Below are 25,948 nucleotides of genomic sequence, written 5' to 3' on the forward strand. Positions count from 1 at the left end.
AACACGATCGCCTCCCCCATTTCCGATGGGGGAGGCAGCCTTGGGAGCCCGTTTCTAGAGCTTGCCGGCGTCCTGGAGGATTTGCGTCGCCTTGGCGGCCGCATCGTCCAGTGCCTGCTTGGAGGTCTTGTCACCGAGGATCGCCGCCTGCAATTCGGGATAGACGGCGTTCGAGATCTCGATCCATTCAGGCGTCTGCGGCACGGCAAACGCGTGCTTGGCCTCTTCCTGGAAGGCGGTAAGAACCTCCTTCTTGTAAGGATCGTTTTCGGCCTGCTTCAAATCCCAGTCCCACACCGCGGTGCGGGTCGGCAGCGGGCCTGCGGCGGCCTCGAGCTTCTGGCTGTCTTCGTTGGTCAGCCACCACACCAGGGAAGCCGCGGCCTCCTTGTTGGGGCAATTCTCGGTCACCGAGAAGCCATGGAAACCCGACCAGCCGGTGCGTTTGCCGGACGAGCCCTTCGGCGCGACTTTCACGCCGACATTGCCGGCGACCTTCGACGACTTCGGATCGTTGAAGAAGCCAGCCCAGCCCGGCCAGTCCAGGTTGATGGCGACGGTGCCGGACGCAAAGCCCTGGCCGAGATCGTCCCAGAGATAGTTGGTGGTTCCGGCCGGTACGGCCTTGGCCTTGTAGAGGTTGACGAACCAGTCGAGCGCCCGGATGCCGGCCTCGGAATTGAAGACCAGCTTGCCGTCCTTGTCGAGATACTCGCCGCCTTCAGCGACAACCATCTCGTAGAAGCGGCCGTTGATCGCCTCTTCCTTGCCGGCGAACTGCGTGCCGTAGAAATTGGGTGGGTTGGCGAAGAACTGGGCCTGGTCGGTCACTTCCTTCCAGGTGTCCGGCGGCACCAAATCATAGCCGTACTTCGCCTTGAACTTGGTCTTGTTGTCGGCGTTCTCGTACAGGCTCTTCTGGTAGTAGAGCGCCGAAACGTCGAACTGCGCACGCGGCAGCATCTCCAGCTTGCCGTCGATGGTTGCGGACGTGATCGTCGACGGCACGAAAGCGTCGATCTCTTCCTTGGGCAGCAATTTGCTGAGGTCGGTGTAAAGGCCCGTATATTGCGGCGCAAAGGACGAATGGTTCCAGCCGACGCACCAGTTGGTGCTGCCCGAGGCGATGTCGGACTTGAGCTCCTTGTCGATGTCGAAGCCGTTCTTCTTGGTCAGGATGTTGACCTTGGCGCCGGTCGCCCTCTCCCATTCGGGAATGCGCTCGTAGAGCTTTTCATATTGCTGGCCGCCGATCAGCTTCACGTCGACGGTCACGCCTTCGAACTTGCCGGGCAGGTCGCCGGCAAGGGCAGCGCCCGCACCTGACGCGAGCAACAATGCACCGGCGCACACGCCGGACAGCAGTCTGTTCATCGGTATCCTCCCTTGGTGCCGCCTCCGCGGCGACCGCAACTCGTCTGATGACAAGAAGTGCTACATTCATATACAAACAAAACATTCATAGACACGTCAAGGCGAAATTTGTTTCCGCCGCGCACGTTCCTGCATATATGAAGGGTGAAATTCACTGGAGGATGAGCCCATGGACGACAGCGAAGACGAGCGCTATCGCGCGCCGGCGCTCGACAAGGGGCTCGATATCCTTGAACTGCTGGCGGGCGTCGACGGCGGCCTGACCCAGGCAGAAATCGCCAAGAAACTCGACCGCAGCCCCAACGAATTCTACCGTATGCTCGACCGGCTGGTGCGGCGCGGCTATGTCACCAGGCTCGACGGCGACCGCTATTCGCTGACGCTCAAGCTGTTCGGTCTGGCACAGTTGCACGCGCCGGTTCGGCGGCTGGTCTCCTATGCGACGCCGCTGATGCGTGAGCTTGCCGAGACATCGCAGCAGGCCAACCAACTCGTTGTTTTTGATCGCGGTTCTGCCGTCGTCATCGGCCAGCAAGAAGCACCGAACTACTGGGGCATATCGATCCGGGTCGGCTCCCATATCAGTCTGTTCGACACCGGCTCGGGACATGTGCTGCTCGCTTTCCGCTCACCGGAAGAGCGCCAGATGATGATTTCCGAACACGTCCGCAGCACCGACAAGACGGCGCAATCGACCGAGTTCTTCACCCGTCTCGACCAGATCCGCGACCGTGGCTACGAGATGATGGCCTCGATGCAGACAGCCGGCGTCTTCAACCTGTCCGCCCCGGTGCGCAGTTCCGACGGCAAGGCGATCGCCGCGCTGTCGATTCCCTACATCACGGTGGTCAACGCGCCTTCCGCGCCCGACATCACCAGGACGATCGAACTGTTGCTGGCAACGTGTGAAAAGCTGTCGCACCTTGCTGGATCAGCAGTAGGCTCATCGGTGTGAATTCTTATTTGAATGAAGAATTCCCCCGTGAGATGATTTGAAAAGCCAGAGGGAGGAGCCTCACCATGATCATCGATACCCATCTGCATCTCATCGATCGCTCGGCCCTGCGCTATCCCTGGCTCGCCGGCGTGCCGGCGCTCAACCGCGATTTCTCCTATGAGGACTACGCCGTGGAGGCGCAGCGTGTCGGCGTCGAGCGCGTGCTGCATATGGAGGTCGATGTCGATGCGGCCGACATCGAGGCTGAAACCGCTCGGGTCGAAGGCCTGTCACGGCAGCCCAGCAGCATGCTGGCCGGGGTGATCGCGTCCTGCCGTCCTGAGGAAGGGGACTTCGCGGCCTATCTCGAACGGCAGCGGGCAAACCCGTTCGTAAAAGGCTTTCGCCGCGTCCTCCACGTCGTGCCCGACGAGCTCTCGGAAGGTGCGGTGTTTCGCGCCAGCATAAAGCGGCTTGGCGGCACCGGCCTGACCTTCGATCTCGTCGTGCTGCCGCACCAGATCCCCAGGGCGATCGTGCTTGCCGACCTGGCACCCGATGTGACGTTCGTCCTCGACCATTGCGGCGTCCCCGACATCAAAGGCAAGAGCGAACATCCATGGCGCGAGCATATGAGCGACATCGCCCGGCGCCCGAATGTCATGGCCAAAATCTCCGGTGTCGTCGCCTATGCCGATGCCGGCAGCTGGACGGTTGAGACGTTGCGGCCGTACGTCGAGCACACCATCAATTCATTCGGCTGGGACCGTGTCGTCTGGGGCAGCGACTGGCCGGTCTGCACGCTAGGCGGCGGTCTGTCGACCTGGGTGGCGGCGACCCATGCATTGCTCTCGGGCTGCAGCATCTCCGAGCGCGACAGGCTGTTGTCCGGCAATGCCCGCAAGCTGTGGCGGCTCGACTGACTGGTCCTTTCAGATGGTTGTCGAGACGTGCCGTTCGCGGCCATAGAGCGAAACCAGCAGCACGATGACGAAGCCGAGCGCGGCCTGCACCGCTGCGGGCTGGAAGCCGAGGCCGATCAGCAGCGTGTTGATCTCGGTCAGCACCAGCACGCCGGCGATCGTGCCGAGATAGCTTCCCCGGCCGCCGACAAGTGCTGCACCTCCTACGACAACGGCTGCGATGGTCTGGAACAGATAGGGCTGGCCGACATCGCCATAGGCCGAACCGGTGAAGCCGAGCAGCAGCACTCCTGCCACGGCGGCGAAGAAAGCGCTTGCCGCATAGGTGATGACCCACATGCGAACCGGGTCAATCAGCGCCAGCGGCGCCGCGCCCGGATTGCTGCCCAGCGCGTAAAGCCGGCGGCCATAGGGCGTTCGCTCCAGCACCAGGACGACGAGTGCCGCCAGCACGACAAGGCTCGGCACCAGCCACGGCACCGGCAGCGGTCCGGCCGATCCGCCGATCGAGACGAAGCTGGATACCGCTTGCGGTGCGGAGCCTGACGGGAAACCCGCCGTCCACAACAGCACCAGCCCTTGCACGACCATGCCGATGCCGAGCGTGACGATGAGCGGCTGGATGTCGAGGCTGCGCGAGATCAGCCCGTTCAGCCCGCCGATGATGATCGCCAGTACGCCGACGAGGCCGCAGACCAGGACAAAATGCCAGCCATCGCCATAAAGCTGCGCCGCCACGACATTGGCAAAGCCAATGACGAAAGGGATCGACAGGTCGATGCCGCCCATGATGACGACCAGCGTCTGCCCGATCGAGGCCACGGCGAGCAGCGAGGCGAGCACCAGCATGGCGCGTATGGCAAACGGCGCGGAGTAGCCAGGAATGAGGATCGTGCCGGCGAGATGCAGAAGGGCGGCGACGCAGAAGGCGCCGACGACGCGAGCGTTGGTTGTGGCGAAGAGGTTTTGGCGCAAAACCATGTCAGCGTCTCCCCATAGCAAGACGTTCCTGCAGCGCTGTCAGCATCACGGCCAGCACCAGGATCGCGCCGTAGGCGATCTGCAGCACGAAGGTCGAGACGTTGAACGTCGTCAGCACGCTTTGCAGCAGGAAGATGTCGATGGCGCCGATGGCGGCACCCGCCACCCCACCACGGCCGCCTGCAAGGCTGACGCCGCCGAGCGCTACCGCGGCGATGGCGATCAGTGTGTAAGTTGGCCCGATGTTCGGATCGGCGGAGCCGATCAGCGCGGTCAGCATCAATCCGGCGCAGCCGCCAAGGATGCCGGTCATGATATAGGCGATGAAGCGCACGCGCGTGACATCGACGCCGGCGGTGTAGGCGGCACGGTCGTCGCTGCCCACCGCCATAAGCTGGTCGTAGTAAGGGGTGCGCCGCACCAGCCACCAGACGATGAACATCGCCGCCAGCGGCAGCATCGACAGCGGACCGGACAGTGCCTTGAGCCAGGCCGGTGCGGGACCGATCGGCGCCGGCAGGATTGTTAACGTCACGCCGGTGAGGATCAGATAGGTGCCGAGCGTCGCGACGATCGGCTGAATGCGCACGATTGTCGCCAGAAAGCCGTTCGCAGCACCCACCAGCGCCCCGACGAGCAATGCAGCCGGAACGAGCACCGGGGGCGATGAGATGCCGGTGCCGAGGAACAGCACCTGGATCGTCAAAGCGTTGACGAAGCCCATCAATGGCCCGACCGAGATGTCGATTCCGCCACGCCCGGCGAGGATGACAGGCGTGGACGCAATGGCCGCACCGATCAAGGGCGCCGCCAATCCGACCAGCGCGCCCCAGGAACCCGGCTGGAACCGCCCGGGGCTGAGGATAAGATTGATCGCAAGCAGCACGACCAGCAGCACCACCGCGAAGCCGAAATTTCGCCCAAGGGACAGGAGGCGCGCAACAGGGTTCATGCCGCACGTCCGAACATGGCTGATATCACGCTGTCGGTGGTGAGCGCGTCGCCAGAGATCTCGGCCGCGACTTCATTCTCACGGAACACCAGCACGCGCTGGCACAGGAGAAGAATCTCCTCGATTTCACTGGATAGGATGACGAGCCCCATGCCGTCGGACGCCAGCCCGCGAAACACGTCGTAGAGCACATGCCGCGTCGCCACGTCGACGCCACGCGTCGGATCGTTGAGGAGCAGGATCGCGGGCTCCAGCGCCAAGGCACGCGCCAACAGCACCTTCTGCTGGTTGCCGCCCGAAAGAGTGGTGATCGGCGCATCGGGCCGGGGCGCCACTATCGAGAGTTTTTCGCGATAGAAGTCGTAGCGCGCCTTGCGTGCCGACGGGCTGATTAGCCCGAGCCGCGTGTCGCGCGACAAGGTCGAGACGGCGAAATTGTCGAGCACCGACTGTGTCGGGAAAATGCCGTTGGCGCGTCGGTCGCGCGGCAAATAGGCGATGCCGCTGGCGACAGCCTTGCGAAACCCGGTAATCTTTCGGGAGGCATCCGATGAACCGAGTTCGATCGAGCCGCCATGGGGCGGTTCCAGGCCGGCAAGCATCTTGAGAAACAGCTCCTGGCCATGACCATCGAGACCGGCAAGCCCGACGATCTCACCCGGAGCGATTGCCTGCGTGATCGGGCTGGCGCCGGGCGCGATGACAAGGTCCCGAACGGCAAGACCACCAAAATCGAGGGCGGCGCGATCAGCCATGCTGCAGCTCCGCCGCCGTGCGTGGCGCCATCGCCTTGAGAAGTTCAGCCGGCGTCGAAGCGCCGCGCTCCTCGGTGCGCACGACGCTGCCGCCGCGCAGGATCGAGATGCGATCCGACAGCGACATCACCTCGTCCATGCGGTGGGTGATGAACAGGATCAGGCAGCCTTCGCCGGCCTGCGCGCGCATCAGGGAAAAGACGGATTCGCGATCGGCGAAGTCGAGCGCGGCGGTGACCTCGTCGAGGATCAGGATCTTTGGGTTGCGCACGATCGCGCGGGCGAGAACGACCAATTGCTGCGCGGCAAGCGGCAGCAGGCCGGCTGGCTTGTCGAGGGGGACGTCGGTAACCGCGAAGCGCTTCAGCGCGGCTTTCGCCCGGTCACGGCGCTCGTTGCGGGGAACAGCGCGCCGGACCAGCCCGTCGAGGCCGAGCAGGATGTTATCGATGACGCTGCAGTCCGGCGCGATCAGCACCTCCTGGAACACCGTGGCAAAACCTTGCGCCTGGAAGGCCGAGGGCTTGGCACCCGAAAACGGCTTGCCGTGCAGCAGGATCGCGCCATTGTCCGGCTGGACGATGCCGGACAGCAGCTTGACCATCGTGCTCTTGCCCGAACCGTTCTCGCCCAGGATGGTGTGGATGGTTCCCGCCCGAAACGCGATCGATGCGTCCGCGAGCGCGATCGTCTCGCCATAGCGTTTGGATATGGTTTTGATTTCAAGCATGTCGCGTTTCGATGCTGGCAGGCCGGCTCCCTGAAAGGAGCCGGCCTGCTGAGAGACTAGCAGGCGTCACTTTGCACAGGCATCGGGCACCTTCGAATAATCCCAGCCCTTGGTCGGCGCCGGGTTCGAGAAATAGGCGTCGAGCCATTCCTCCGGCATCGGATCTTTCGGCGGGATCGGGAAGATCGACACGGCATCCGTCGTCATGCAGTCCTTGTACCAGGCACCGAGATCGGCGGTGTGGACAGGCGGGATCGGGATCAGCAGCGTGTTCAGCTTCGGCTTCTGGCCGTCGAGCATGCGCTCGCCGACGCGGAACAGTGTTTGCGCGGTCCAGTGCGGCAGCACCGCATGGCCTTCGAAGCGGTACTTGTCGGGGTTGGCCTTCCAGTAGCCCAGCGCGTCCCCGGTGATCGAGCCGGTGATCAATGGCGCCGGCCGGCCGGCTTCCGCGAAGGCTTCGGCGACGACGCGGCTTTCGCTGCCTGTCGTCCACACCGCATCGATCGGCGCCGGGTTGGTGGCGATCGCCTGCAGCACCACGGTCTTGGTGACGTTGGCTGTCCAGTTGCCGTTGACGTTGCGCGAGATCTTCAGCTTCGGATTTTCCGCCAGCGCCTTGTCCGCGCCCTGGCGTTCCTGGACCACGATCGGGTGGCCGGCGATGCCTTCGACCAGAAGGATGCTGGCGCCGTCCGGCTGCGCCTTGCCGATCGCCGTCATCATGTCATAGCCCCAGCGCGCATAGTTGGAATCGACATTGATGGCGTTCGGGCTGGTCACCGAGCCGGCGGCGGTGATGAACGGAATGCCGGCCTTGGCGGCAGCGTCGATGGCATCGTCGAGCGCCGTCGCCGAGCCCGGCACCGACGTGATGATAGAGCATTTCTTGTCGATGAAGGCGCGGATCTGGTTGATCTGCTGGCTGGCATCATTGTTGGAATCCGACACCTCGAAGCTGGAGACGGTGCCGTCGGCGATCAGCCCGTCGACAAGACGCTTCAACTCCTTGGTCACCGTGACCCGCCACGGGTTGCCCTGGTAGGATTCCGAGTGGCACCATTTCCACGGCTTTGGCGGCGCGTTGAAATTCTCCCAGGCCGAAGGCAATACCTTCTGGGGCGCTCCGTCATACTGCGCCTTGAGTTCGGTCGGCAGTCCACCGATGACGCCTTGCACATCCTGTGCAAAGGCGGCCGTTGCAAGCGAGGCAAGCGCCGTTGCGGCCAGCAGGCCGCGGATCATTCCTGTCATTCTTGTTCTCCTCCGTTCGGTTTGGTTCAGGCTCCTCCACCGGCAGCGCCGGACACCTGCACCGGGGAACTCTCCCGAAACAGGCGATTGAGATCGGCAACGACCTGTCGGGCTTGATGCCGGAAGGTCATGCCGGAAAGGATGCGTTCGGACGCGGCCTGCTGGAACGCCATGTAGCCGTCATGGCGCGGCCGCACCCATGCACCCGCCAGTGTCGCGCGCGTGTCCCGGTAGAAATTGCCGGTCGCTTCATTGACGGCCTGATCTTCCCAGGCCGCTGCATGGCCGGGCTGGCCGCCGGCGGCGGCATAGGCGCCGCGCTGGACATCGCCGCTCGAGACCCAATAGGCAAAGTTGATCGCGGCATCCCTGGCTTTGGAAAAGGCTGATACGGCTATGCCGGTGCCGCCGAGCGCCGAACCGATCGGGCCGCCGGAACCGATGACCGGAACATCGGCAAAGGCCAGCCGGTTCGCCCGAAAGCCAGTCGTCGCATAGGAAACATAGCCATAGATCAGTGGCGCGCAGACGAACCTGGAACCGGCCTCCGCCATGCGCTCCGAGACGGCAATCGGATCCATCTCCAAGCAAGCCGGATCAACGAGCGCTGCAATCTCGCGCATTGCTTCAAACACTTCGCTACCGGCGTCAACATCGATGAGATCGTGGGATGGATCGGTGGTGCAAGGACGGCCGAGATTGCCTGCGAATGTGTAAAACACCATCAACACGTGAGGCGGCCGCAGCGGCAGCAGCACACGGCCTTGCCGGGCGAGATCGAGCACCTCGCTCCAGCGCGCCGGTGGCGCCTCGATCGCATCCGGCCGCCATGCCTGGACCTGGGTTGCCGCATCGATCGGGAAAGCCCATTGCCGTCCTTGCCAGTTGTAGCTCGGATAGGACTGGCCGACGCTGCCCGAGGCAAGGGCCGTGCGTTCCGCCTCGCGTCCGGCGACATCCAGCGGCTCCAGGCAGCCTTCGGCCGTGATCTGGCCGACATGCGGATGGTCGATGACGATGAGATCATAGGCGCGCGCCAGTTCCTCGACCGGGAAGGATTCGAAATCCTGCAGCGAGCGCTTGTCCCATTCGATGGCAATACCGGTCTTCTGCTGCCACAGCGCCGAGCAGGCGACCATCGGATCGTAGCCACGCGGATGGCTCCAGGTCATGCCTTTGAGCTTGGGCACGCTCACAGGCCGAACTCCGCGCGGATGGCGGCACTGTGCTCGCCGATGCGCGGCGCCGCCCGATCGACCTTGGCCCGGATGCCATCGACCCGGAGCGGCGAACTCGTCGTGAGGATCGAGACGTCATCCTCGCGCGTCACCGTCTGCAGCATATCGAGCGATTGAAACCCCTCGCTTGCCAGCATCTCGGGCCAGGTCAGTACCTTGGCGCACCAGATGTCGGCCGGCTCGAGGATATCAAGCCATTCGTCGATGGTTTTGGTGGCGATCCGCTGCGCGATGATCGCCTTGATGTCGTCGCGCGCGGTGAACCACGATGCAGGCTTGTCGCGATAGGGTGCCAACTCGCTGAGCGACAAGAGGTCGGCCAGCTTGGGGATCGGCGTCATAGCGATGGCGAGGTAGCCGTCCTTGGCCGGGTAGACACCGTAAGGCGCCGACAGATAGGCATGCGCGCTTCGGAAGCTGGAGCGCCTGGGCAGCCGGCGGCCGTCATTGAGATGCGTCGTCAGCACCTCGAACTGGAAATCGACCAGCGCTTCCAGCAGGCTGGTTTCGATATGGCTGCCCTGACCGGTGATGCCGCGCCGCACCAGTGCGGCCAGAATGCCCTGCGCACAGGCGGCACCAGCCAGCATGTCGCCGATGGCGAGGCCGAACGGCACCGGTCCCTGATCCTCGTCGCCGTTCAGCCACATCACGCCGGAACGCGCCTGCGCCAAGAGATCCTGGCCGGGCCGTTTGACCCATGGCCCATCCTCGCCATAGCCGCTGATCGAAGCATAGACCAGCCGCGGGTTGATCTTGCGGACCGCTTCATAGTCCAGGCCGAGCCGTTCGATGACGCCCGGCCGGAAATTCTGGATCAGCACGTCAGCCCTGGCCAGGAGGCCGCGCAACGCTTCGAGATCGGCCTCGTTCTTGAGGTCGATGGCAAGACTTTCCTTGGCCCGGTTGATGGCGTGGAAGATGGTGGAATCGCCGCCGATCTCGGTGTCGCTGAGATAGAGCCGGCGCGACAGGTCGCCGCCATCCGGACGCTCGATCTTGATCACGCGGGCACCGAGATCGAGCAGCCTGAGTGAGCAGTACGGGCCCGACAGGAACTGGCTCATGTCGACGACGACGAGACCGGCGAGCGGCAATTCGGCTGCTGCCGGCATGCTATTTCTCCGTCTTGCCGACGAAGTCGGCCGGGTTGCGGTACTTCACCGTCTGCAGATGCTCGCAATAGAGAACGAGCTCGCCTTCGCCCTTGAAAACCTCATAGCTGGCGCGGATCAGCCCCATCTCCTTGTAGCGGGGCTTCTTGTCGAGGTTGGAGCGGATCGAATAGATCGTGTCGCCAATGAAGACAGGCTTTATGAAACGGAGCTTGTCGTAGCCATAGGAAAAGGCATTGACGCAATTGGTGGCGACCAGGCCGAGGCCAGCCGAGAAGACAAAGGCGCCGGCGATCAGCCGCTTGCCGAAAATGCCTTCGCTCTCGGCAAATATCTGGTCCTGCACATAGGGGTGGATGTCGAGCACCAGCGTGTTGAACAAATGGCTATCGCCTTCGGCCATGGTCCGTCGCAACGAGCGGATCTTCTGCCCGACCGGCCAATCCTCATAGAACCAGTTTTCGGCGTTCCACACCGGCAGCGCGGCGTGCTCCTCGGGCATATTTTTTGGGTGCGTCGAGGCGACGCCGACGGTGGGCGCAAAATCGTTCATGGTCGGCTCCACCAGCCCTGCCTGGAGCACGTCTCAGCTGTCGGAAAACGCATCAAGGCGTCGAAATGCAAGACGTCTCCTCCCGTCAATCTTCTTTTGTAAATAGTATTTTCACATATGGGGTTGCGTTGCAAGCGTGAACAGGCGAAATTTTGGTTGCTCCCGCGCGCCGAAGCGCAGGCGGGCAGGGGAGGAAATCATGCGCAAGGATTGTCTGGTCTTTGTCGGCAGCCTGAACCGCGAGGCGCCGTATTTTCAGGGCGCTCGGGGCGTCGGTCTCGGCGTCTACAGCTTTGACGAGACGACGCTGGAAACACGAAAACTGGCCGAGACCAACGATGTCGACAATCCGACATTCCTGTCGGTGACGCCAGACGGCTCGCACATCTATGCCAATTCGGAAGTCTTCACCTGGCGCGAGGGCACCGTCTCCGCCTACAGCTTCGATCGAGCTTCTGGTACGCTCATTTATCTGAACAAGCAGCCGTCGCTCGGCAGCATCACCGCCCACAACACCATCACCCGCGACGGGACGAGGCTGCTGGTCGCCAACTATGGCATGGGCGAGGGCGGTCCGGATTGTGCCGTGGCGGTTTATGGTTTCGAAAAGGACGGCGCGCTGTCGGCGCCGCTGGCCAGCGTATCGCATTCCGGCACCGGCCCGAATGCGGCGCGGCAGGAACGCTCGCATGCCCACAGCGTCACCGAAACCATTGCCGGTGGTGGCATGGCTATCGTCGCCGACCTCGGCATCGACCGGCTGGTGTCCTACCGCATCGGGCGAGATGGCGAGCTCAGCAAGCTCGCTGAATCCGCTCTGCCGCCGGGCGCCGGTCCGCGCCATCTTGCGTTGCATCCGAACGGACGCTTCGTCTTTGTCATGAACGAGCTGGATTCGACCATTGTCTCGATGGCGCTGGACGAGGCATCAGGCAAGCTGTCCATCATCGACGCAAAGCCGGCGGTGCCGGCCGAGGCGCGCGACAGCAACCATTGCGCCGATATCCAGATTTCGCCGGATGGCCGTTTTGTCTACGGCTCCAACCGTGGCCACGACAGCGTCGTCATCATGGCGGTCGATCAGCAGACAGGTTCGCTGGCCCTCGTCGGCTATGTCCCTTGCGGCGGTGCGACGCCGCGCAACCTGGCGCTGACGCCTTCAGGCGGCCATCTGTTCTCGGCTAACCAGAATGCCGACCGCATCTCGATTTTCGCTCGCGACGCCGAGACCGGCATGCTCAGCGACACCGGGCGCGCCATCGAGATCGGCACGCCGATGTGCATCAAGATCGTGCGCTGAACGCCCACAACTGTGAAGCCCTGGACAAAATCGCCCTGGGCTCAAGCCTGTTGTATTGCCGAGAGCTTCCAGTTCGAGCCATTCTCACGCACGAATGTCCACAGCTCGGTCGTCTCTGTCGGATGATCATCGTCGCCCGCGACGACCTTGCCGCTGGCCCGTTCGCGCGTCACGTCACGAGACTCGTAGCGCAATGCGGCCGTGGCGTAGTCGCGGTCATCCTCACGCCAGCTTTCAGCGACGTCGGCCTGCAGCAACGTGACGTCCGTTACCTCGTTCCTGAGACCTTTCTGGGCATTGTCGGCCAGCTCTTCCGACAGATAGGACACCATTTCGGGGGTAACAGCCCGGCGCAGAGCGGCATGGTCTTCGCGCCCGAATGCTTCCTGGACATCGGTCAACAGCTGCTGGAATGCGTCGAGGTCGGTCTGAGCCAGCGTGATCTCATCAGAACCGATGGCCGGAGAGCTTCCGCCCGAAACACCGCCAAAGCCAGGAATTGTGAAGGAGCCTGCAGTCTGCTGCCCTGCCGTTGCGCGGTTCTCAAATCTCGAAGCCTGGGCATTGCCGACACCGGCGAGCGCTGGCGCAGGACCACGCGCCGATTGCGAGCGGAAGAAGCGGATAGCCAGCATGATCGTGCCACCGATGAGCAGGGCCTGAAGCAGGAAACCGAACATGCCGGCCAGGCCGCCGAAGCCTTGGCCGACGAGCAGGCCGATCAGGCCGCCGAGCAGCAGGCCGCGCATCATCGTTCCACCGAAACCGCTCATGAAGCCGGGCCTCTGCGGGCCGGCCTGCGGCTGCTGGGCCGCGTTGTTCGCACCGGTGTTGGGCGTCATCGAACGCTCGACTGGAGCGGTCGGGGCCGGTGCGGTCCTGGTCGGCGGTGCCGATTGGAACGTGCGCATGCCACGACTGCCGAAACTGCCGCCGCGGCGCGCCTCGGCATGGTCTATCGCAACCATCGAAAACGCCAGGAACAGTCCTGCAAAGAGGGCTGCAAATCGGCTTGTACGGGAAGTCATCGGAGATGAACCTTTGTCTCTGCGGTTTCGGAAGTTTTCAGCCGCCGCCGGGTGCCGGCGTCATGCGGTCAATCGAACAACTCTTCGAAAAATGATTTCTTCCGCTTCGGATAGCGGTGGCCGTGGGAGCGGGAATAATCGTCGTCGCGGCCCTGGCCGTGTTGCGGCTGGGAGAATGCTGCCGGCTGTGGCTGCGGCGCGGGCGCCGCTTCCCTGCCGGAACGCTCGATGATTTTGTCGAGTTCTCCCCGATCAAGCCAGACGCCGCGGCACTGCGGACAGTAGTCGATTTCGATACCCTGGCGTTCGCTCATCACGAGCGCAACGCGGCAGGAGGGGCAAGTCATGCCAAGAAGAGAAGATGTCATACGGGGCTCCAAACCGAAAAAGATTGAGCCCGCTTGACCGAAAACATGGAAACGGGCCCGTTAAAGCGGTCCGACATCACGATCGCCAAAAGCGATAGTCAGAGGGGCCCGGCCCGCGTGAGACAGTTAGGAATGCAACTCGGCGCCTTCAAGAGCGATATCGCCCCCAGGAACGATTTGTTTGTCAACTCCGCTCAAATCATCACCACGATTTTGCCGAACTGCTCGTTTGATTCCAGATACCGATGCGCTTCGACGATCTGGTCGAACGCAAAGGTCCGGTCGATGATCGGTCTTAGTGCCCCACTCTGCAGGCCTTCGACGATGAACGCCTTGGCGGCCTCCAGCTTCACCGGGTCGCCGGTGATCTCATGCACGAGGTAGCCGCGCAGTGTCAGCGTCTTGCTCAGCACCGCTGGCAGCGGGAATGGCGTCGGCGCGTGGCTCAGTCCGCCATATTCGATGAGGATGCCGCTATGCGACATGGCCGCCGTCAGCGGCTCGAAGATCGGGCCGCCGACCGCATCAAACACGACGCGCACGCCTCGCGGCCCGGCGATCTGGTTCAATCGCGCCGCCAGATCCTCCTCCGTCGAGGCCACGACGTCGGCCGCGCCGGCCTCGAGCAGCGCCCGCATCTTCGCCGATGTCCGCGTCACCGCGATCGCGGTCGCGCCGACCTTGTTGGCGATCTGGATCGCCGCAAGCCCGACACTGCTCGATGCTGCTGTGATGACGACGGCGTCTCCGCTGTGCAGCCCGGCGATGTCGATCAGCGCGCCATAAGCGGTGAGATATTGCATCCAGACCGCCGCTGCCGTTTGCCAGTCAAGCGACTGCGGATGCTTGACGACAAGTCGGGCGGGGTAGGTGGCAAGATCGCCATAGGCCGGCCAGCGGATCATCGATTGCGGCGGGATGACACTGACGCTGTCACCTGGCGCGAAATCCTTCACGCCGTCGCCAATAGTCTCGACGACACCCGCCGCTTCAAGACCAAGCCCCGAGGGGAGCGTCGGCGTCTCGATATAGGCGCCCGCGCGCAGCAGCGCTTCGGCGCGATTGAGGCCGAGTGCCTTGACCCGGATTTGAACTTCGCCCGGCCCCGGTGGGGAAAGCGCGACATCCTCGATGCGCAGAACCTCCGGGCCACCATGCTGGTGAAAGCGAACTACGCGTGTCATTCGGGATACTCCAAATCATCTGAACCGAATGAGCTATGCAGCTAGGCTTGCCGGGGATAAATGGCTGTAAGGGAAGAACAGTAGAAACCAGGAGTTTTGAATATGGATCGGCTTGAGAGCATGTCCGTGTTCGTCAGGGCCGTCGACCTCGGCTCGTTCGCAGCCGCCGCAGTCGCACTCGATCTGTCCGGACCAATGGTTGGCAAGCATGTGCGGTTCCTCGAGGAGCGGCTGGGCGTGCGGCTGCTCAACCGGACCACGCGGCGGCAGAGCCTGACCGACTTCGGGCGCGCCTACTATGAACGCTGCCGGGTGGTGCTGGCCGAGGCCGAAGCCGCCGATGCGCTCGCCGCCGACCAGTTCTCCGAACCACGTGGAAAACTGCGGGTCACCATGCCGGCGCATTTCGGCCGCCATTGCGTTGCACCCGTGCTGCTGCGGCTGGCGCGGCAATATCCGATGCTGGAGCTCGACCTGTCGCTCACCGACCGCTTCGCCGATCTTGCCGAAGACGGATACGATCTCGCCATTCGAACCGGTGCTCTGGGCGACAAGGCGGGGTTGATCGCACGCCGCGTCGCGCGCCAGGACATGGTCGTCTGCGCGGCACCCTCCTATCTCAGAGTTCATAGCGAACCGCAGCGTATCGAGGACTTCGCTGATCATCAGGCGATTGTCTACCGCCGGCTCGGCCAAGTCGTTCAGCCGTGGCTGTTTGCGCGCGAGGGGCAATCCGTACAGGAGATTACGCCAACCGGGCGGCTGCGGCTCGACGATCTCGATGCCATCGCCGATGCGGCTGTTGAGAGCATGGGGCTTGCCTGGCTGCCCTGGTGGCTGGTGCGCGAGCGCATTGAAGCCGGTGCGCTGGTGGCGCTGTTGCCGGACCAGCCACGATATCTCTACGACTGCTACGCCCTTTGGCTGCAGACACCGCATCTGCCACTAAAGGTGCGGCTGGCCGTCGATGCGCTGGCTGCCGCCTTGCCGAGATCGATGGCCTGATTGCCAATCGCAGCCGCTTTCAGTTGAGGTCGCGCGGATACTCCTTGACCTCGCTGCGATCGACGACCACTTCATCTCTGTCATGGGCAGTGATGTGGGTCTCGATCCGCCAGACATCGCGCAGCGCGCGCACGGTCGCCTTCACCGAAAGGCGCGCCTGCCAGTCGCCGCGGCCATAGGACTTTTCCCAGGTGCAGGTGCCGACCGCCGAGTTCGGATCGTCGGGGTGGATGGTGAACCGGTCGACATGCCTCGCCGCAACGGTCATCTGCGTATGTGGATGCCGCACCGTGCCGCCATCATTGACGACCTGATAGACGGTCTCGCCGGTGACCTGGTCCGCCGACACCGAGCGCTGAAAGCCGTCGCCCTTGGCCAGAACCTCCTGCTCCATCGGCTTGGCGCTTTCAGGTCCCAGGAAGGCCCCTAGCGTGTCGTCCAGCTTCTGCGGTGGGCGTACCGGCAGGATCAGCCGGCTGTCGCCGCAATGGATCGACAGCGTCGCCTGTTCGGCGGTCGGGAAGACGATCGGCCAATGCGATGTCGCCAGTGCCAGCCGGATACGCTCGCCAACCTCGAAACGCTGCCCGCAGCAGCGCAGCTTGATGCGCACCGTTTCCGCCTGGCCCGGCACCATGGGTGCGGTGTCCAGATCATCGTTGCGATGGCTCAGGTTGAGGATGCCGTAGCTGATGCGCGAGGCAGCACCTTCAGGGAACACTTGCGACAGCGTGGCGGACAGAAGGGCGACGGGCTTGTCAGAGGAGAGCCTGACCTCGAATTCGGGGAAACCAAGGATCTCGATGGCTTCGGTCAACGGCGCGGTCTCGAAGATCAGGGCATTGCCTTCCTCCGTGCGCTGGTCGACCGGCAAAGTCGGCATGACGCCATAACCGCACCAGGCGCCGGACGACAGGCCGGCCGTCTGCGGCGACGAAATCTCCAGGATCGTATCTTCGCCCCTGGCCTCGCTCAGCACATGCGGCGCAAGGTTCAGCACCTTTTCGCCAACGCCTGGTCCCGGCCACGCCGGCTCCGCCACCCAGCGGCCGGGCCGCTCGTCATAGATCGCCGCCGGCCGTGCGGGGTCCTGAATCCAGGCGCGCAGCATCGGCTCGTCGGCAATGCCGGTGTCGATGCCCTTGAGATATTGATCCCACCAGCGCAGGCACTCCTGCAGGAAGCCGATACGCGGGCCGGGCATGGCGAAGTGCGGATATTTGTGGCCCCAGGGTCCGATCAGGCCCTTGCGAGGACCGCTCAGTTTTTCCAGCATCCGGAAGATCGGATTGGGATAGCCGTCGGCCCAGCCGCCGACGGCATAGACCGGGATTTCGACATCGGAATAGTCCTCGCAGATCGAGCCGTGCTTGTAGAAATCGTCGCGGCGCTGGTGTTCGAACCAGTCCTGCATCCAGATGCCGTTGCCGTTCAGCCGTTGCTCCCAAAGATCGCGCCAGCGATCGCCGACAATGAACGGGTCGGGCGGGGTCATGGCGATGGCCCAGGCGGTGGTTCCCCACATCAGATTGTCGCACATCATGGCGCCGCCGAGATAATGCACGTCATCATTGTAGCGATCATCCGTGGAGCACAGCGAGACAACCGCTTTCAGTGCTGGCGGTCGCCGCGCGGCGACCTGAAGCCCGTTGAAGCCGCCCCAGCTGATGCCGATCATGCCGACACTACCCGAGCACCAGGATTGCCGGGCCAGCCATTCGATGACCGCCAGACAGTCATCCTGCTCCTGCTTCAGATACTCACCCTTGCACAATCCCTCGCTGTCGCCTGAGCCGCGCATGTCGACCCGCACGCCGGCATAGCCGTGACCGGCAAAATAGGGATGCGTCAGCGCATCGCGCTCCACCGTTCCGTCGCGCTTGCGGTAGGGCAAATATTCGAGGATCGCCGGCACCGGATCGGCCTCCGCGTCTTCCGGCAGCCAGACACGCGCCGCCAGCTTGACGCCGTCAGGCATCGGAATCCACAAATTCTCGATCTCGCGGATTTTGCGCGGGAAATCGGTGACGACGCGGATATCTTGCATGGCGGCTCCTCTCGACGCCCCGGCCGACAACTTGCGCCGGTGGCGATCCTTATGTGTTCAGCGGGAAATGGCAGGTCAGGCGGCCGTTTCCGACCGCGACCGGGATGGGGACATCCACCGCGCAGCAGCGCTGGGCCTGCGGACAGCGTGTGTGAAATTCGCAGCCTGAAGGGCGCGCCAGCAGGGAGGGAACGTCGGCCGGCAGCGTGATGCGCTGGTGCACCCGATCTGGGTCCGGCTCGGGATTGGCGGACAGAAGGGCCGCCGTATAGGGATGATGCGGCGCGCGGAAGATCGCTTCGGTTTCACCCTGCTCGACGAAGCGCCCGAGATACATCACCGCCATGCGGTCGGCGATCTGGCGCACGACATGCAGATTGTGGGTGATGATCAGCATCGACAGGCCCATTCGGTCGCGCAGGTCGTTGAGCAGGTTCAGCACCTCTCCCTGCACGGAGACGTCGAGGCCGGCGGTCGGCTCGTCGGCGACGACCAGCACCGGGTCCAGAGCGATCGCCCGCGCCACACCGACGCGGCGCGCTTGGCCGCCGGAAAGCTGGTGCGGGTAGCGGTCGGCGAAATCGCGCGGCAGCCCGACCAGCGCAAGAAGCCGTGTGACTTCGGCGTTGAGATCGCGATCGGACAAGCCGTGAATGACGAAAGGCTCAGACAGCAGCGAGCGCACGCTGAGCCGTGGTGACAGCGATCCCACAGGATCCTGGAACATCATCGGCATGCGCCGCCGCACCGGTTTCATGGCGGTGTTAGACAGGCCTTGCAGTTCCTGCCCTTCAAACAGGATCGTGCCCGCCTTCACCGGCTGAAGACCGTTGAGCGTGCGCGCCAGCGTCGTCTTGCCCGAGCCGGATTCGCCGACCAGCGCGAAGGTGCTGCCTCGTTGAAGCGTGAAGCTGACGCCGGAGACCGCTTCGATCTCGGTGGCCCGCCCCGCGAGCCTGGCGGACAGGCCGCCAGCGCGGAACGCGACGCGCAAATCATTGACGCTGAGCAGGTCTTCGGAGCTCATGCGTTCATCGCTCCCAAGGGAATGTCCGCATGCCAGCAGTGGGCGATGTGAGACCCACCGAGGACTGCGCTGGGAGGCGTCGTCAGGCATTGGGCGTCGGCGCGATCGCAGCGCGGCTGGAAGACGCAGCCGCTCGGCCGGCGGCGCAAATCCGGCAAGGTCCCGGCAATGGTCGGCAGGCGAGCAACCCGCTGCGACAGCCGGGCGGGATCGCAAGCCAAAAGCTTCTGCGTGTAGGGATGACGCGCATCGTGGAATATCTCGCGGGTCGTGCCGCTCTCCACTACTTCGCCGGCATACATCACGATCATCTCGTCGCAGAGTTCGGCAATCACGCCCAGATGATGCGAGATGAACAGCACCGAGCAGCCGATGTCGCGCTGCAGATCCTTGAGCAGTTCGATGGTGGCCACCTCCAGCGTCGCATCGAGTGCCGTCGTCGGCTCGTCGGCGATCAGCAGCGCCGGCTCCATCATCAGCGCCATCGCAATGGCGATGCGCTGCTTCATGCCGCCGGAGAACTCGTGTGGAAACTGCGTCAGCCGGCTTCCCGGATCGGGAATGCGAACCTTGCGCAGCATGGCGACGGAGCGTGCATCCTTGTCCCGCTTCGACAGACCCGAGCGATACTGAATGTCGCGCATCTGCCGCCCCACCGACAGCACCGGGTTGAGCGCGCCCATCGGATCCTGGAACACAGTGGCGATCCTGAGGCCACGCAGGCCGCGCATCGCGGTCGGGTCGAGCCGGGCAAGGTCCTTGTCGCCCTCGAAGATGATCTCGCCCGATGTGATTTCACCATTGTCGGCGAGCAGGCCGAGAATGGCGTTGATGAGCGTCGATTTCCCGCAGCCGGATTCGCCGACCACGCCGACGCTGCGGTTGGCCGGCACGCAAAAACTCACCTGCTTCAGCGCCTCCAGTCGCCCGGCCTCGGTGTGGAAGGCGACGCTCAGATCCTTGACCTCGAGAACCGTCATGAGCGTCCCTTCAGCCTGGGATCGAAGAGGTCGCGTAGCGTCTCGCCGAAGAAGGTGAAGCCGAGCGTGGTCAGCACGATCGGCAGGCCGCCGGCAATCACGATCCAGTAGGAATCGCGGATGTTGGCGAAGCCGTCATTGAGGATCGCACCCCAGCTCGGCGTCGGCGGCCGCACGCCGAGCCCGAGGAAGCTCATGCCCGCCTCGATCGCCACCACCACGGGAATGTCCATCGAGATCAGGATCAGGATCGGGCCGATGATGTTGGGCAGGATATGGACACGCAGGATGCGGCCGGCGCTTGCCCCCATCGAGCGCGCCGCCATGACGTGTTCGGCCGATTTGAGCACCAGCGTCTGGGTTCGGATGATGCGCGCATAACCCGGCACATTGACCAGCATCACCACCAGCACCACCGCGTAGAGCGAGGGGCCGAACAGGGTGACCAGCGTCAGCGCCAGCATAACGGTGGGAAAGCTCTTCACGGCGTCGAAGATCAGCAGCAGCACATTGTCGAGCCAGCGCGGCCCATAGCCTGCGATCAGCCCTAGCACGACGCCGACAACCAGCGACACCGCTGTCGCGCCCAGCGCGATCAAAAGCGCGACGCGTCCGCCATAGAGCACCCGGGTGAGAAGATCGCGGCCGAGATGGTCGGTGCCGAGCAGATGCAGGAGGCTCGGCGAAGCGAAGCGTTCGGCCGGCGATATCTTGCTCGGCGCATAGCTGGTCAGGAGGCTGGCGAAGACCGCCGACAGCACCACGACCGTCACCAGCGTCAGGCCGATCGCGCCGAGCGGCTCGCGCATGATGCGGCGCAAGGTGCGCCATATCATGCCGAGACGGAAGCTGCGGGATGGCAGCTCAGTTGAAACTTGATCTGACACGGGGATCCAAGATACCGACGAGGATGTCGGCTGCTACGTTGACGAGAACGAAGAAGACCGTGGTGACCAGCACGGCTCCGGAGACGATGGGATAGTTGCGCACCGAGATCGCCTCATAGACCAGCTTGCCGATGCCGGGACGGGCAAAGACGATTTCGGCGAAGACGGAAGACGACAGCATGTGGCCGATGCCGACGCCGAGCAAGGTGATCGTCGGCAGCACGGCGATGCGGAGGGCGTAGGTGTAGACGATCCTGTGCTCGGTCAGGCCGAAGGCGCGCGCCGTGCGGATATGGCTGGCTTCCAGCGTCTCCAGCATCGAGGCGCGCACCATGCGCGAGATATAGCCGATCCAGCCAAGGCCAACCGCCAGCGACGGCAAGATGAGGTGCTGGAGCCGGCTGGCGAGGTCGCCCGGTTCGCCGGCGCCGATCGCCGGCAGCCATTGCAGGGCGACCGCAAACACCAGCAGCGAATAGATGGCGACGACGAAGGACGGCACGGCGATCATCGCCACCGACAGCACCCCGATCACCTGATCGACAAAGCCGCCGCGCCGCACCGCCGCGATGCAGCCAAGCGGAATGCCGAGCGCCACCGACCACGTGATGCCGCCGACCACCAGCGCCAGCGTGAACGGAAGCTGTTCCATCACCACGTCCAGAACTGGCCGATCTGACAGCACCTCTGTGCCGAGATCGCCGCGCAGGACCGATCCGTAGAAATGTAGGAACTGCCGCCACACCGGCTGATCGAGGCCCATGCGTACGCGCAGCGCCTCCATCATCTCCGGCGTCGCGCGCGGCCCCAGCGCAACGGAGGCCGGGTCGCCGGGAATGAGGTAAACCATGGCGAACATCATCATCATGGCCACGCTGATGATGATGGCGCCAAGCCACAGACGCTTGAGGGCGTAGCGGATCATTTCCAGTACCTGTCGGACGGTCTTTGGCGGGGACGAGCCCCGCCCGCCGATATCATGCGGGTTTGAAGTCGGTGAACACGGGTTCGCCGTTCGGCTTCAGGCCGGCCACAAGCGTATCTCGATTCATGATGCCGGTGACCTCATGCGTCAGGAAAACGTAGTTGCCGTTCTCCTCCATCAGGTCCTGCAGCTTCTTGTAGATGACATCGCGTTTTGCCGGGTCGAGCTCGACCATGCCTTCGGCATTGAGCTTGTCGAATTCCTCGCTGGAAAACCGCTCCCAGTTCCAGACACCGATCTGGTCGCGGGTAAACCAGGCAGTGGCCCAGCTCGGATCCGGCTGCATGGAGAAGCGGCTGATGATCATCTGCAGCTTTTTGTAGTAGTCGCCTTCCTTGGCGCCCAGCGTCCAGAAGGTGCCGCTGTCGTTCTGCTTGATCTCCACAGTGAGGCCGACATCCTGCAGGTTCGACTGCACGACCTGCGCCGCGGTCAGGCGCTCGGTCTTGTTGAGGATGTCGAGCGTGATCGTCGCGCCGGCCAGTCCTTCCTTGGCGATCATGTCGCGGGCGCGGTCCGGATCGAAATCGAACAGGTTCTTCTCGCGATGGCCGGGCAGGCCGGGCGCGATGATGCCGGTGGCGGTGGCGGCGGCGCCGAAATAGGCGGCATCGACCACCGCCTTGCGGTCCACGGCGTACTGAACCGCGCGGCGCATGTTCGGATTGTTGAAAGGCGCGACATCCTGGTTCATGCCAAGCCAGACAAAGGCCAGCGACGGCTTCTCGACCACGGTCGTCTTTGGCGGCGGTGTCTGCTTCAGGCGCGAGATCGAGGAGACCGCGGTCCAGGTGTAATCCAGGTCGCCGGCCTCATAGCCGAGTTCGGCGGTCTTCTCATCCTCGATCGGATGGATGTGGATCTCCGCGAAGGCACCTTGCTCGTACTTCCAGTCGGGATTGCGCACCAGCACCGTGCGCTGCTTGGGCAGCCATTCCTTCAGGATGTAGGGCCCCGACTGGGCCACCGGCTTGACACCCATCTTGCCACCGAGCTCGGTGATGGCGCGCTTCGACAGGATGGTGCCGGAAGGCGTCGGCAAGGTCGACGTCCACAGCGGCGCGAAGGCCTGCTTCAGGTGGATCAGCCCCGACAGCTTGTCCTTGACTTCGACCTCTTTGAGCGTCGCCCAGTCGCCGGAGTAGGGGCTCTTGTTGGCGGGATCGGCGATGCGTTCGATCGAAAACTTGACGTCTTCGGCCGTCATCTGGCCGTAGCCATCGGTGAAGCCGATATTGTCGCGCAGCTGGAAGGCGACGGTCAGCGGATCGAGCTGCTTGATCGTCTCCGCCGCCATCGGCCGCCAGCCCCAGCTGTCGCCCGGCGTGGTGACGACGAGGCCGGCGAAGATGACGCTGGTGATGTCGCCTTCGGGTGCCGCCAGCCGGAAGCAAGGGTCGAGCGTCTGGATGTCGGCGTAGGAGCGCACCTTGAGGATCGGCCCGTCGCTCGACCAGGACACTTTTGGATTGACCATTGAGGCGAGGCCGAAAGCGCCGGCTCCGGCGAGCAGGCTGCGGCGCGAAACCCTGGTGTCGGCTAGAATGGACATGCTCTACCCCTCTGCTGTTTTCGTTGTCTTGTTTCCGGCCGTTGGCCATTCTCCAAGCCGGGCCGAATGTGTCTGTCAGCTAAAACTGCTAATAATAGACATGTATGTCTAGCGAAAATTTTGCCGGCATGTCCGAATCTTGAATACGGACGATCTTGCGGGAAATATCGACATCTGTTCCGACCGCGCCAGCGCGTCGGCTTGGGCCCTACGCGGGCTAAATGTGATCGCCCACACGGCGCGGCTTGGCCCGCCATTCGGTGGGGCCTGGATCAAGAGCTGTAGCGGACATGCGCCTCTCCGCGGCCGATCACTTCCAGATTTCGGCCGCCAGGCGCACGAAATTGCCGCCCAGGACGTTGCGCACGGTCTGCTCGGACTGGCCGCGGCGCAGAAGCACATCGGTCAGTTCGCTCATCTGGCCGGGAGCCGCGTAGGTCGTCGCCCCTTCCGGATACTCGCTCCTGGGCCAGAATTGCGGGTTGTCGGAAATGATACGGTCGATGCCTTTGATGTCGACGGGGAAGGCGTAGTCCAGCCCGATGCCGACATGATCTGGGCCAGCCAGATCGACAAGATATTCGATGTGGTCGGCCAACCTGTCCGAGTCCGTGCGTCCCTCTCCCAGGAAACGATTGAGCCCGACGATCGCGACGATGCCGCCGGTGCGCGCGCAGGCCTTTATCTGCTCGTCGGTGATGTTGCGGCCATGGCCGCACAAGGCCTTGGCGTTGGAGTGCGAGAAGATCACCGGCCGGTTGGAATATTCCATCACCTCCATCGAGGTGCGATAGCCGGTGTGGGTGACGTCGACGAACATGCCGAGACGGTTCATCTCGTCGATGACCTGGCGGCCGAACGCCGTCAGGCTGGTCTCGACATCGTGGCAACCGCCGCCGGCGAGGTTGTTCCTGTTGTAGGCAAACAAGATCTGGCGCACACCCAGATGGTGATAGAACTCCACCATTTCGATGCGGCCGTCGAGCGCGTTCATGCCCTCGACGTCGAAGGTGATTGCCAGTTTGCCCTCAAGCTTTGCCTTGCGGATTTCCTCTACCGAGGAGACCAGCGTGTAGTGCTCGGGATTGGCAAGGATCCAGTGGCGGAAATTTGCGAGCGTCCGCACTGTCTGCTCCCAGGGCAACAGGTCGAAGCCGACATCAATCGACAGATAGTCGATGCCGGCGTCGCGCCAGATCTGCAGATTGTTCAGGTCCGCAGCCGGGTCCGGCATGAAGCCGGAATGCGCGTCCCATATGATTTCACTGTCGAAAATGGCCTTGGCGGCAGTCGAAACGCTCACTTTTTTCTCACTCTCTTGGCAACGCCAACACGACGGAAGGCCGGATCAAGCGGCGTTCCGGACGTGTGATCCAGATGCAGTACGCATCAAGTATCAGGCCACAGACACATGTGTCTATACAGCTCCGAACGGGCCTGTATGGTCGCCGTCGCTGCATGTCGCTCCGATCGGACCATCGGCAAAAGGGAGAACAAAGATGAGTTCAAACGGAAGCCATGGCGGGAGCGATAGCAGGCACATCGCGGTAATCGGCGGCGGCATCATCGGCTGCAGCGCGGCTTTCCATCTGCTGCGGTCCGGCGTGCGCCGGGTGACGGTCATCGATGCGGGTCAGCCGGGTGCCGCGACCACCAGCGCCGGCGCGGGATTTGTCTCGCATTGGTCCGCCGGCATGATTCCGCTTGGCGAAGAGGGTCTTCAGCTGCAGCAATATGGCCTCGATTTCTATCGCCGGCTGCACGAGGTCGGCGTCGAGATCGGCTATCGGCCGAACGGCACCTTGATCATGGCGCTGACCGAGGACGGGCGCGAGCGTTTTGTCCGCCCGGTGCTGGACTCTTCCTATGCCCCGACGGAAATGCAGGATCTGAACGCCGCGCAGATCGGCCAGAAGATGCAAGGTCTCATCGATCCGGCGCGGGTCCATTCGGCGGCCTACAATCCGCATGGCATCCAGCTCGACACCAAGCTGGCAATGGGTGTGCTGACCGGCCAGATCAGCGAGCTGGGCGGCGTATTCCGCAGCAACACACGCGTGACGGCCGTCCATGATGCCGACGACCGGGTGGCGATCGAGACCGATCAGGGCAGCCTTGAGGCTGACGGCGTGATCGTTGCCGCTGGCGCATGGGACAACCAGATCATATCGGGCCTCGGCTGGAAGTTGCCGCTGCTGCGGGTCGTCGCGACACGCATCGTCACCGATGATCGCGGGCTGCCGTCGACCATCCCCACCGTCCAGTGCCGCGAATTGCGGCTGTGGCTGCGCGAGACATTCGGGGCCGTCATGTGGGGAACCGGCCGGCACTACAAACCCCTGTACAAAACAAATGACAGCGAAATCGAACCCGGCCAACCGCACAATCTCGAACTGATGCAGGAGACATTCGAGCAGGAGCTTGCCGAGCTGCAGACGGTGTTCCCGCCGCTGCGCGGTTCGACGATCGCGAGTTGGGCGCAAGGTGTGCCGTGCTACACGCCCGACAACGGTCTTATCGTCGGCAAGGTCCCCGGCAGCGACAATATCGTGGTCGTCGGCGGCGATAATGAGAGCGGCGTCACCCATGGGCCGGGTCTTGGCCGGCTCTCCTGCGAACTGGTCCTCGGGCAGACCCCATTCGTTTCCGCGGAGCGGTTCCGTGTCGATCGCTACGCCTCCGATGCCTTCAAGTCGGAAGCAGAGATCGAGGCCGCCATGCCGGCCTGGGGCGCGCGTCATGAGGCGTCGCGATTTGGCCGCGAGGCTTGATG

The 25,948-nt window shown here is 63.5% G+C and carries 24 protein-coding genes; 5 read left to right on the forward strand and 19 right to left on the reverse strand.

The window, feature by feature from the left end; genetic code table 11:
* Positions 1-54: 54 nt before the first annotated feature.
* Positions 55-1,374 carry an ABC transporter substrate-binding protein gene (locus NKI66_RS05365; RefSeq protein WP_352751146.1) on the reverse strand — a complete coding sequence of 440 codons (1,320 nt, stop codon included), beginning with the start codon at positions 1,372-1,374 and terminating at the stop codon, positions 55-57.
* 169 nt (positions 1,375-1,543) lie between these two features.
* Between NKI66_RS05365 and NKI66_RS05370 the strand changes: the two genes are divergently transcribed.
* Positions 1,544-2,329 (forward strand): IclR family transcriptional regulator, encoded by a 786-nt coding sequence (locus NKI66_RS05370; RefSeq protein WP_023808863.1) that lies wholly within the window; start codon positions 1,544-1,546, stop codon positions 2,327-2,329.
* A 65-nt stretch (positions 2,330-2,394) separates the two neighbouring features.
* Positions 2,395-3,234 carry an amidohydrolase family protein gene (locus NKI66_RS05375; protein ID WP_352609312.1) on the forward strand — a complete coding sequence of 280 codons (840 nt, stop codon included), beginning with the start codon at positions 2,395-2,397 and terminating at the stop codon, positions 3,232-3,234.
* A gap of 9 nt (positions 3,235-3,243) precedes the next feature.
* On the opposite strand, the gene NKI66_RS05380 is transcribed toward NKI66_RS05375, so the two are convergent.
* The 8 genes from NKI66_RS05380 to NKI66_RS05415 form a co-directional block, all read right to left on the reverse strand.
* Entirely contained in the window at positions 3,244-4,215 is a 972-nt protein-coding gene (locus tag NKI66_RS05380) for an ABC transporter permease (RefSeq protein WP_023808862.1), read from the reverse strand.
* Between the two features lies 1 nt (position 4,216).
* Positions 4,217-5,167 (reverse strand): ABC transporter permease, encoded by a 951-nt coding sequence (locus NKI66_RS05385; protein ID WP_023808861.1) that lies wholly within the window; start codon positions 5,165-5,167, stop codon positions 4,217-4,219.
* Positions 5,164-5,922, reverse strand: a complete 759-nt coding sequence (locus NKI66_RS05390) for an ATP-binding cassette domain-containing protein (RefSeq protein WP_023808860.1) — start codon at positions 5,920-5,922, stop codon at positions 5,164-5,166. Before NKI66_RS05390 ends, NKI66_RS05385 begins: the two co-directional genes overlap by 4 nt.
* A complete protein-coding gene (locus NKI66_RS05395; protein WP_023808859.1) occupies positions 5,915-6,652 on the reverse strand; it encodes an ATP-binding cassette domain-containing protein in 738 nt (245 codons plus the stop codon). The genes NKI66_RS05390 and NKI66_RS05395 overlap by 8 nt, the downstream gene beginning before the upstream one ends.
* Before the next feature lie 66 nt (positions 6,653-6,718).
* The gene (locus NKI66_RS05400) at positions 6,719-7,906 is read right to left on the reverse strand and encodes an ABC transporter substrate-binding protein (RefSeq protein ID WP_023808858.1); all 1,188 of its coding nucleotides are present in this window, start codon (positions 7,904-7,906) and stop codon (positions 6,719-6,721) included.
* A gap of 26 nt (positions 7,907-7,932) precedes the next feature.
* A complete protein-coding gene (locus tag NKI66_RS05405) occupies positions 7,933-9,102 on the reverse strand; it encodes an extracellular solute-binding protein (protein ID WP_023808857.1) in 1,170 nt (389 codons plus the stop codon).
* Complete coding sequence (locus tag NKI66_RS05410; RefSeq protein ID WP_023808856.1) at positions 9,099-10,259, reverse strand: CaiB/BaiF CoA transferase family protein; 1,161 nt, start codon at positions 10,257-10,259, stop codon at positions 9,099-9,101. The genes NKI66_RS05405 and NKI66_RS05410 overlap by 4 nt, the downstream gene beginning before the upstream one ends.
* 1 nt (position 10,260) lies before the next feature.
* Positions 10,261-10,812, reverse strand: coding sequence for a MaoC family dehydratase (locus NKI66_RS05415; protein WP_352440082.1), 552 nt, complete (start codon positions 10,810-10,812; stop codon positions 10,261-10,263).
* Positions 10,813-11,011: 199 nt separating this feature from the next.
* Here NKI66_RS05415 and NKI66_RS05420 point away from each other — a divergent pair, with 199 nt between their 5' ends.
* Complete coding sequence (locus NKI66_RS05420; protein ID WP_352722187.1) at positions 11,012-12,112, forward strand: lactonase family protein; 1,101 nt, start codon at positions 11,012-11,014, stop codon at positions 12,110-12,112.
* A 41-nt stretch (positions 12,113-12,153) separates the two neighbouring features.
* Here NKI66_RS05420 and NKI66_RS05425 read toward each other — a convergent pair whose 3' ends face one another.
* The 3 genes from NKI66_RS05425 to NKI66_RS05435 form a co-directional block, all read right to left on the reverse strand.
* Positions 12,154-13,140 (reverse strand): Tim44 domain-containing protein, encoded by a 987-nt coding sequence (locus NKI66_RS05425; protein ID WP_023808854.1) that lies wholly within the window; start codon positions 13,138-13,140, stop codon positions 12,154-12,156.
* 68 nt (positions 13,141-13,208) lie between these two features.
* Positions 13,209-13,508, reverse strand: a complete 300-nt coding sequence (locus NKI66_RS05430) for a TFIIB-type zinc ribbon-containing protein (RefSeq protein WP_023808853.1) — start codon at positions 13,506-13,508, stop codon at positions 13,209-13,211.
* Between the two features lie 194 nt (positions 13,509-13,702).
* Positions 13,703-14,692, reverse strand: coding sequence for a zinc-dependent alcohol dehydrogenase family protein (locus NKI66_RS05435; protein ID WP_352554891.1), 990 nt, complete (start codon positions 14,690-14,692; stop codon positions 13,703-13,705).
* A 102-nt stretch (positions 14,693-14,794) separates the two neighbouring features.
* Here NKI66_RS05435 and NKI66_RS05440 point away from each other — a divergent pair, with 102 nt between their 5' ends.
* Positions 14,795-15,697 (forward strand): LysR family transcriptional regulator, encoded by a 903-nt coding sequence (locus NKI66_RS05440; protein WP_352751150.1) that lies wholly within the window; start codon positions 14,795-14,797, stop codon positions 15,695-15,697.
* Between the two features lie 19 nt (positions 15,698-15,716).
* Here the strand turns inward: NKI66_RS05440 and NKI66_RS05445 are convergent, their stop codons facing one another.
* The 7 genes from NKI66_RS05445 to NKI66_RS05475 form a co-directional block, all read right to left on the reverse strand.
* Positions 15,717-17,744: a CocE/NonD family hydrolase gene (locus NKI66_RS05445; protein WP_352751151.1), complete on the reverse strand. Its 2,028-nt coding sequence runs from the start codon at positions 17,742-17,744 to the stop codon at positions 15,717-15,719.
* Between the two features lie 49 nt (positions 17,745-17,793).
* Complete coding sequence (locus NKI66_RS05450; RefSeq protein WP_023808849.1) at positions 17,794-18,771, reverse strand: ABC transporter ATP-binding protein; 978 nt, start codon at positions 18,769-18,771, stop codon at positions 17,794-17,796.
* Positions 18,768-19,751 (reverse strand): ABC transporter ATP-binding protein, encoded by a 984-nt coding sequence (locus NKI66_RS05455; protein WP_023808848.1) that lies wholly within the window; start codon positions 19,749-19,751, stop codon positions 18,768-18,770. Before NKI66_RS05455 ends, NKI66_RS05450 begins: the two co-directional genes overlap by 4 nt.
* Positions 19,748-20,587: an ABC transporter permease gene (locus tag NKI66_RS05460; RefSeq protein ID WP_031212293.1), complete on the reverse strand. Its 840-nt coding sequence runs from the start codon at positions 20,585-20,587 to the stop codon at positions 19,748-19,750. Before NKI66_RS05460 ends, NKI66_RS05455 begins: the two co-directional genes overlap by 4 nt.
* Before the next feature lie 28 nt (positions 20,588-20,615).
* A complete protein-coding gene (locus NKI66_RS05465) occupies positions 20,616-21,563 on the reverse strand; it encodes an ABC transporter permease (protein ID WP_023808846.1) in 948 nt (315 codons plus the stop codon).
* Between the two features lie 52 nt (positions 21,564-21,615).
* Positions 21,616-23,175, reverse strand: coding sequence for an ABC transporter substrate-binding protein (locus NKI66_RS05470; RefSeq protein ID WP_023808845.1), 1,560 nt, complete (start codon positions 23,173-23,175; stop codon positions 21,616-21,618).
* Between the two features lie 310 nt (positions 23,176-23,485).
* Complete coding sequence (locus NKI66_RS05475; RefSeq protein WP_023808844.1) at positions 23,486-24,478, reverse strand: dipeptidase; 993 nt, start codon at positions 24,476-24,478, stop codon at positions 23,486-23,488.
* 196 nt (positions 24,479-24,674) lie between these two features.
* Between NKI66_RS05475 and NKI66_RS05480 the strand changes: the two genes are divergently transcribed.
* Entirely contained in the window at positions 24,675-25,946 is a 1,272-nt protein-coding gene (locus NKI66_RS05480; protein ID WP_023808843.1) for an NAD(P)/FAD-dependent oxidoreductase, read from the forward strand.
* The last annotated feature ends 2 nt before the right edge of the window (positions 25,947-25,948 follow it).

This window comes from Mesorhizobium sp. M0518 (genome assembly GCF_040321125.1).
Taxonomy (GTDB): domain Bacteria; phylum Pseudomonadota; class Alphaproteobacteria; order Rhizobiales; family Rhizobiaceae; genus Mesorhizobium.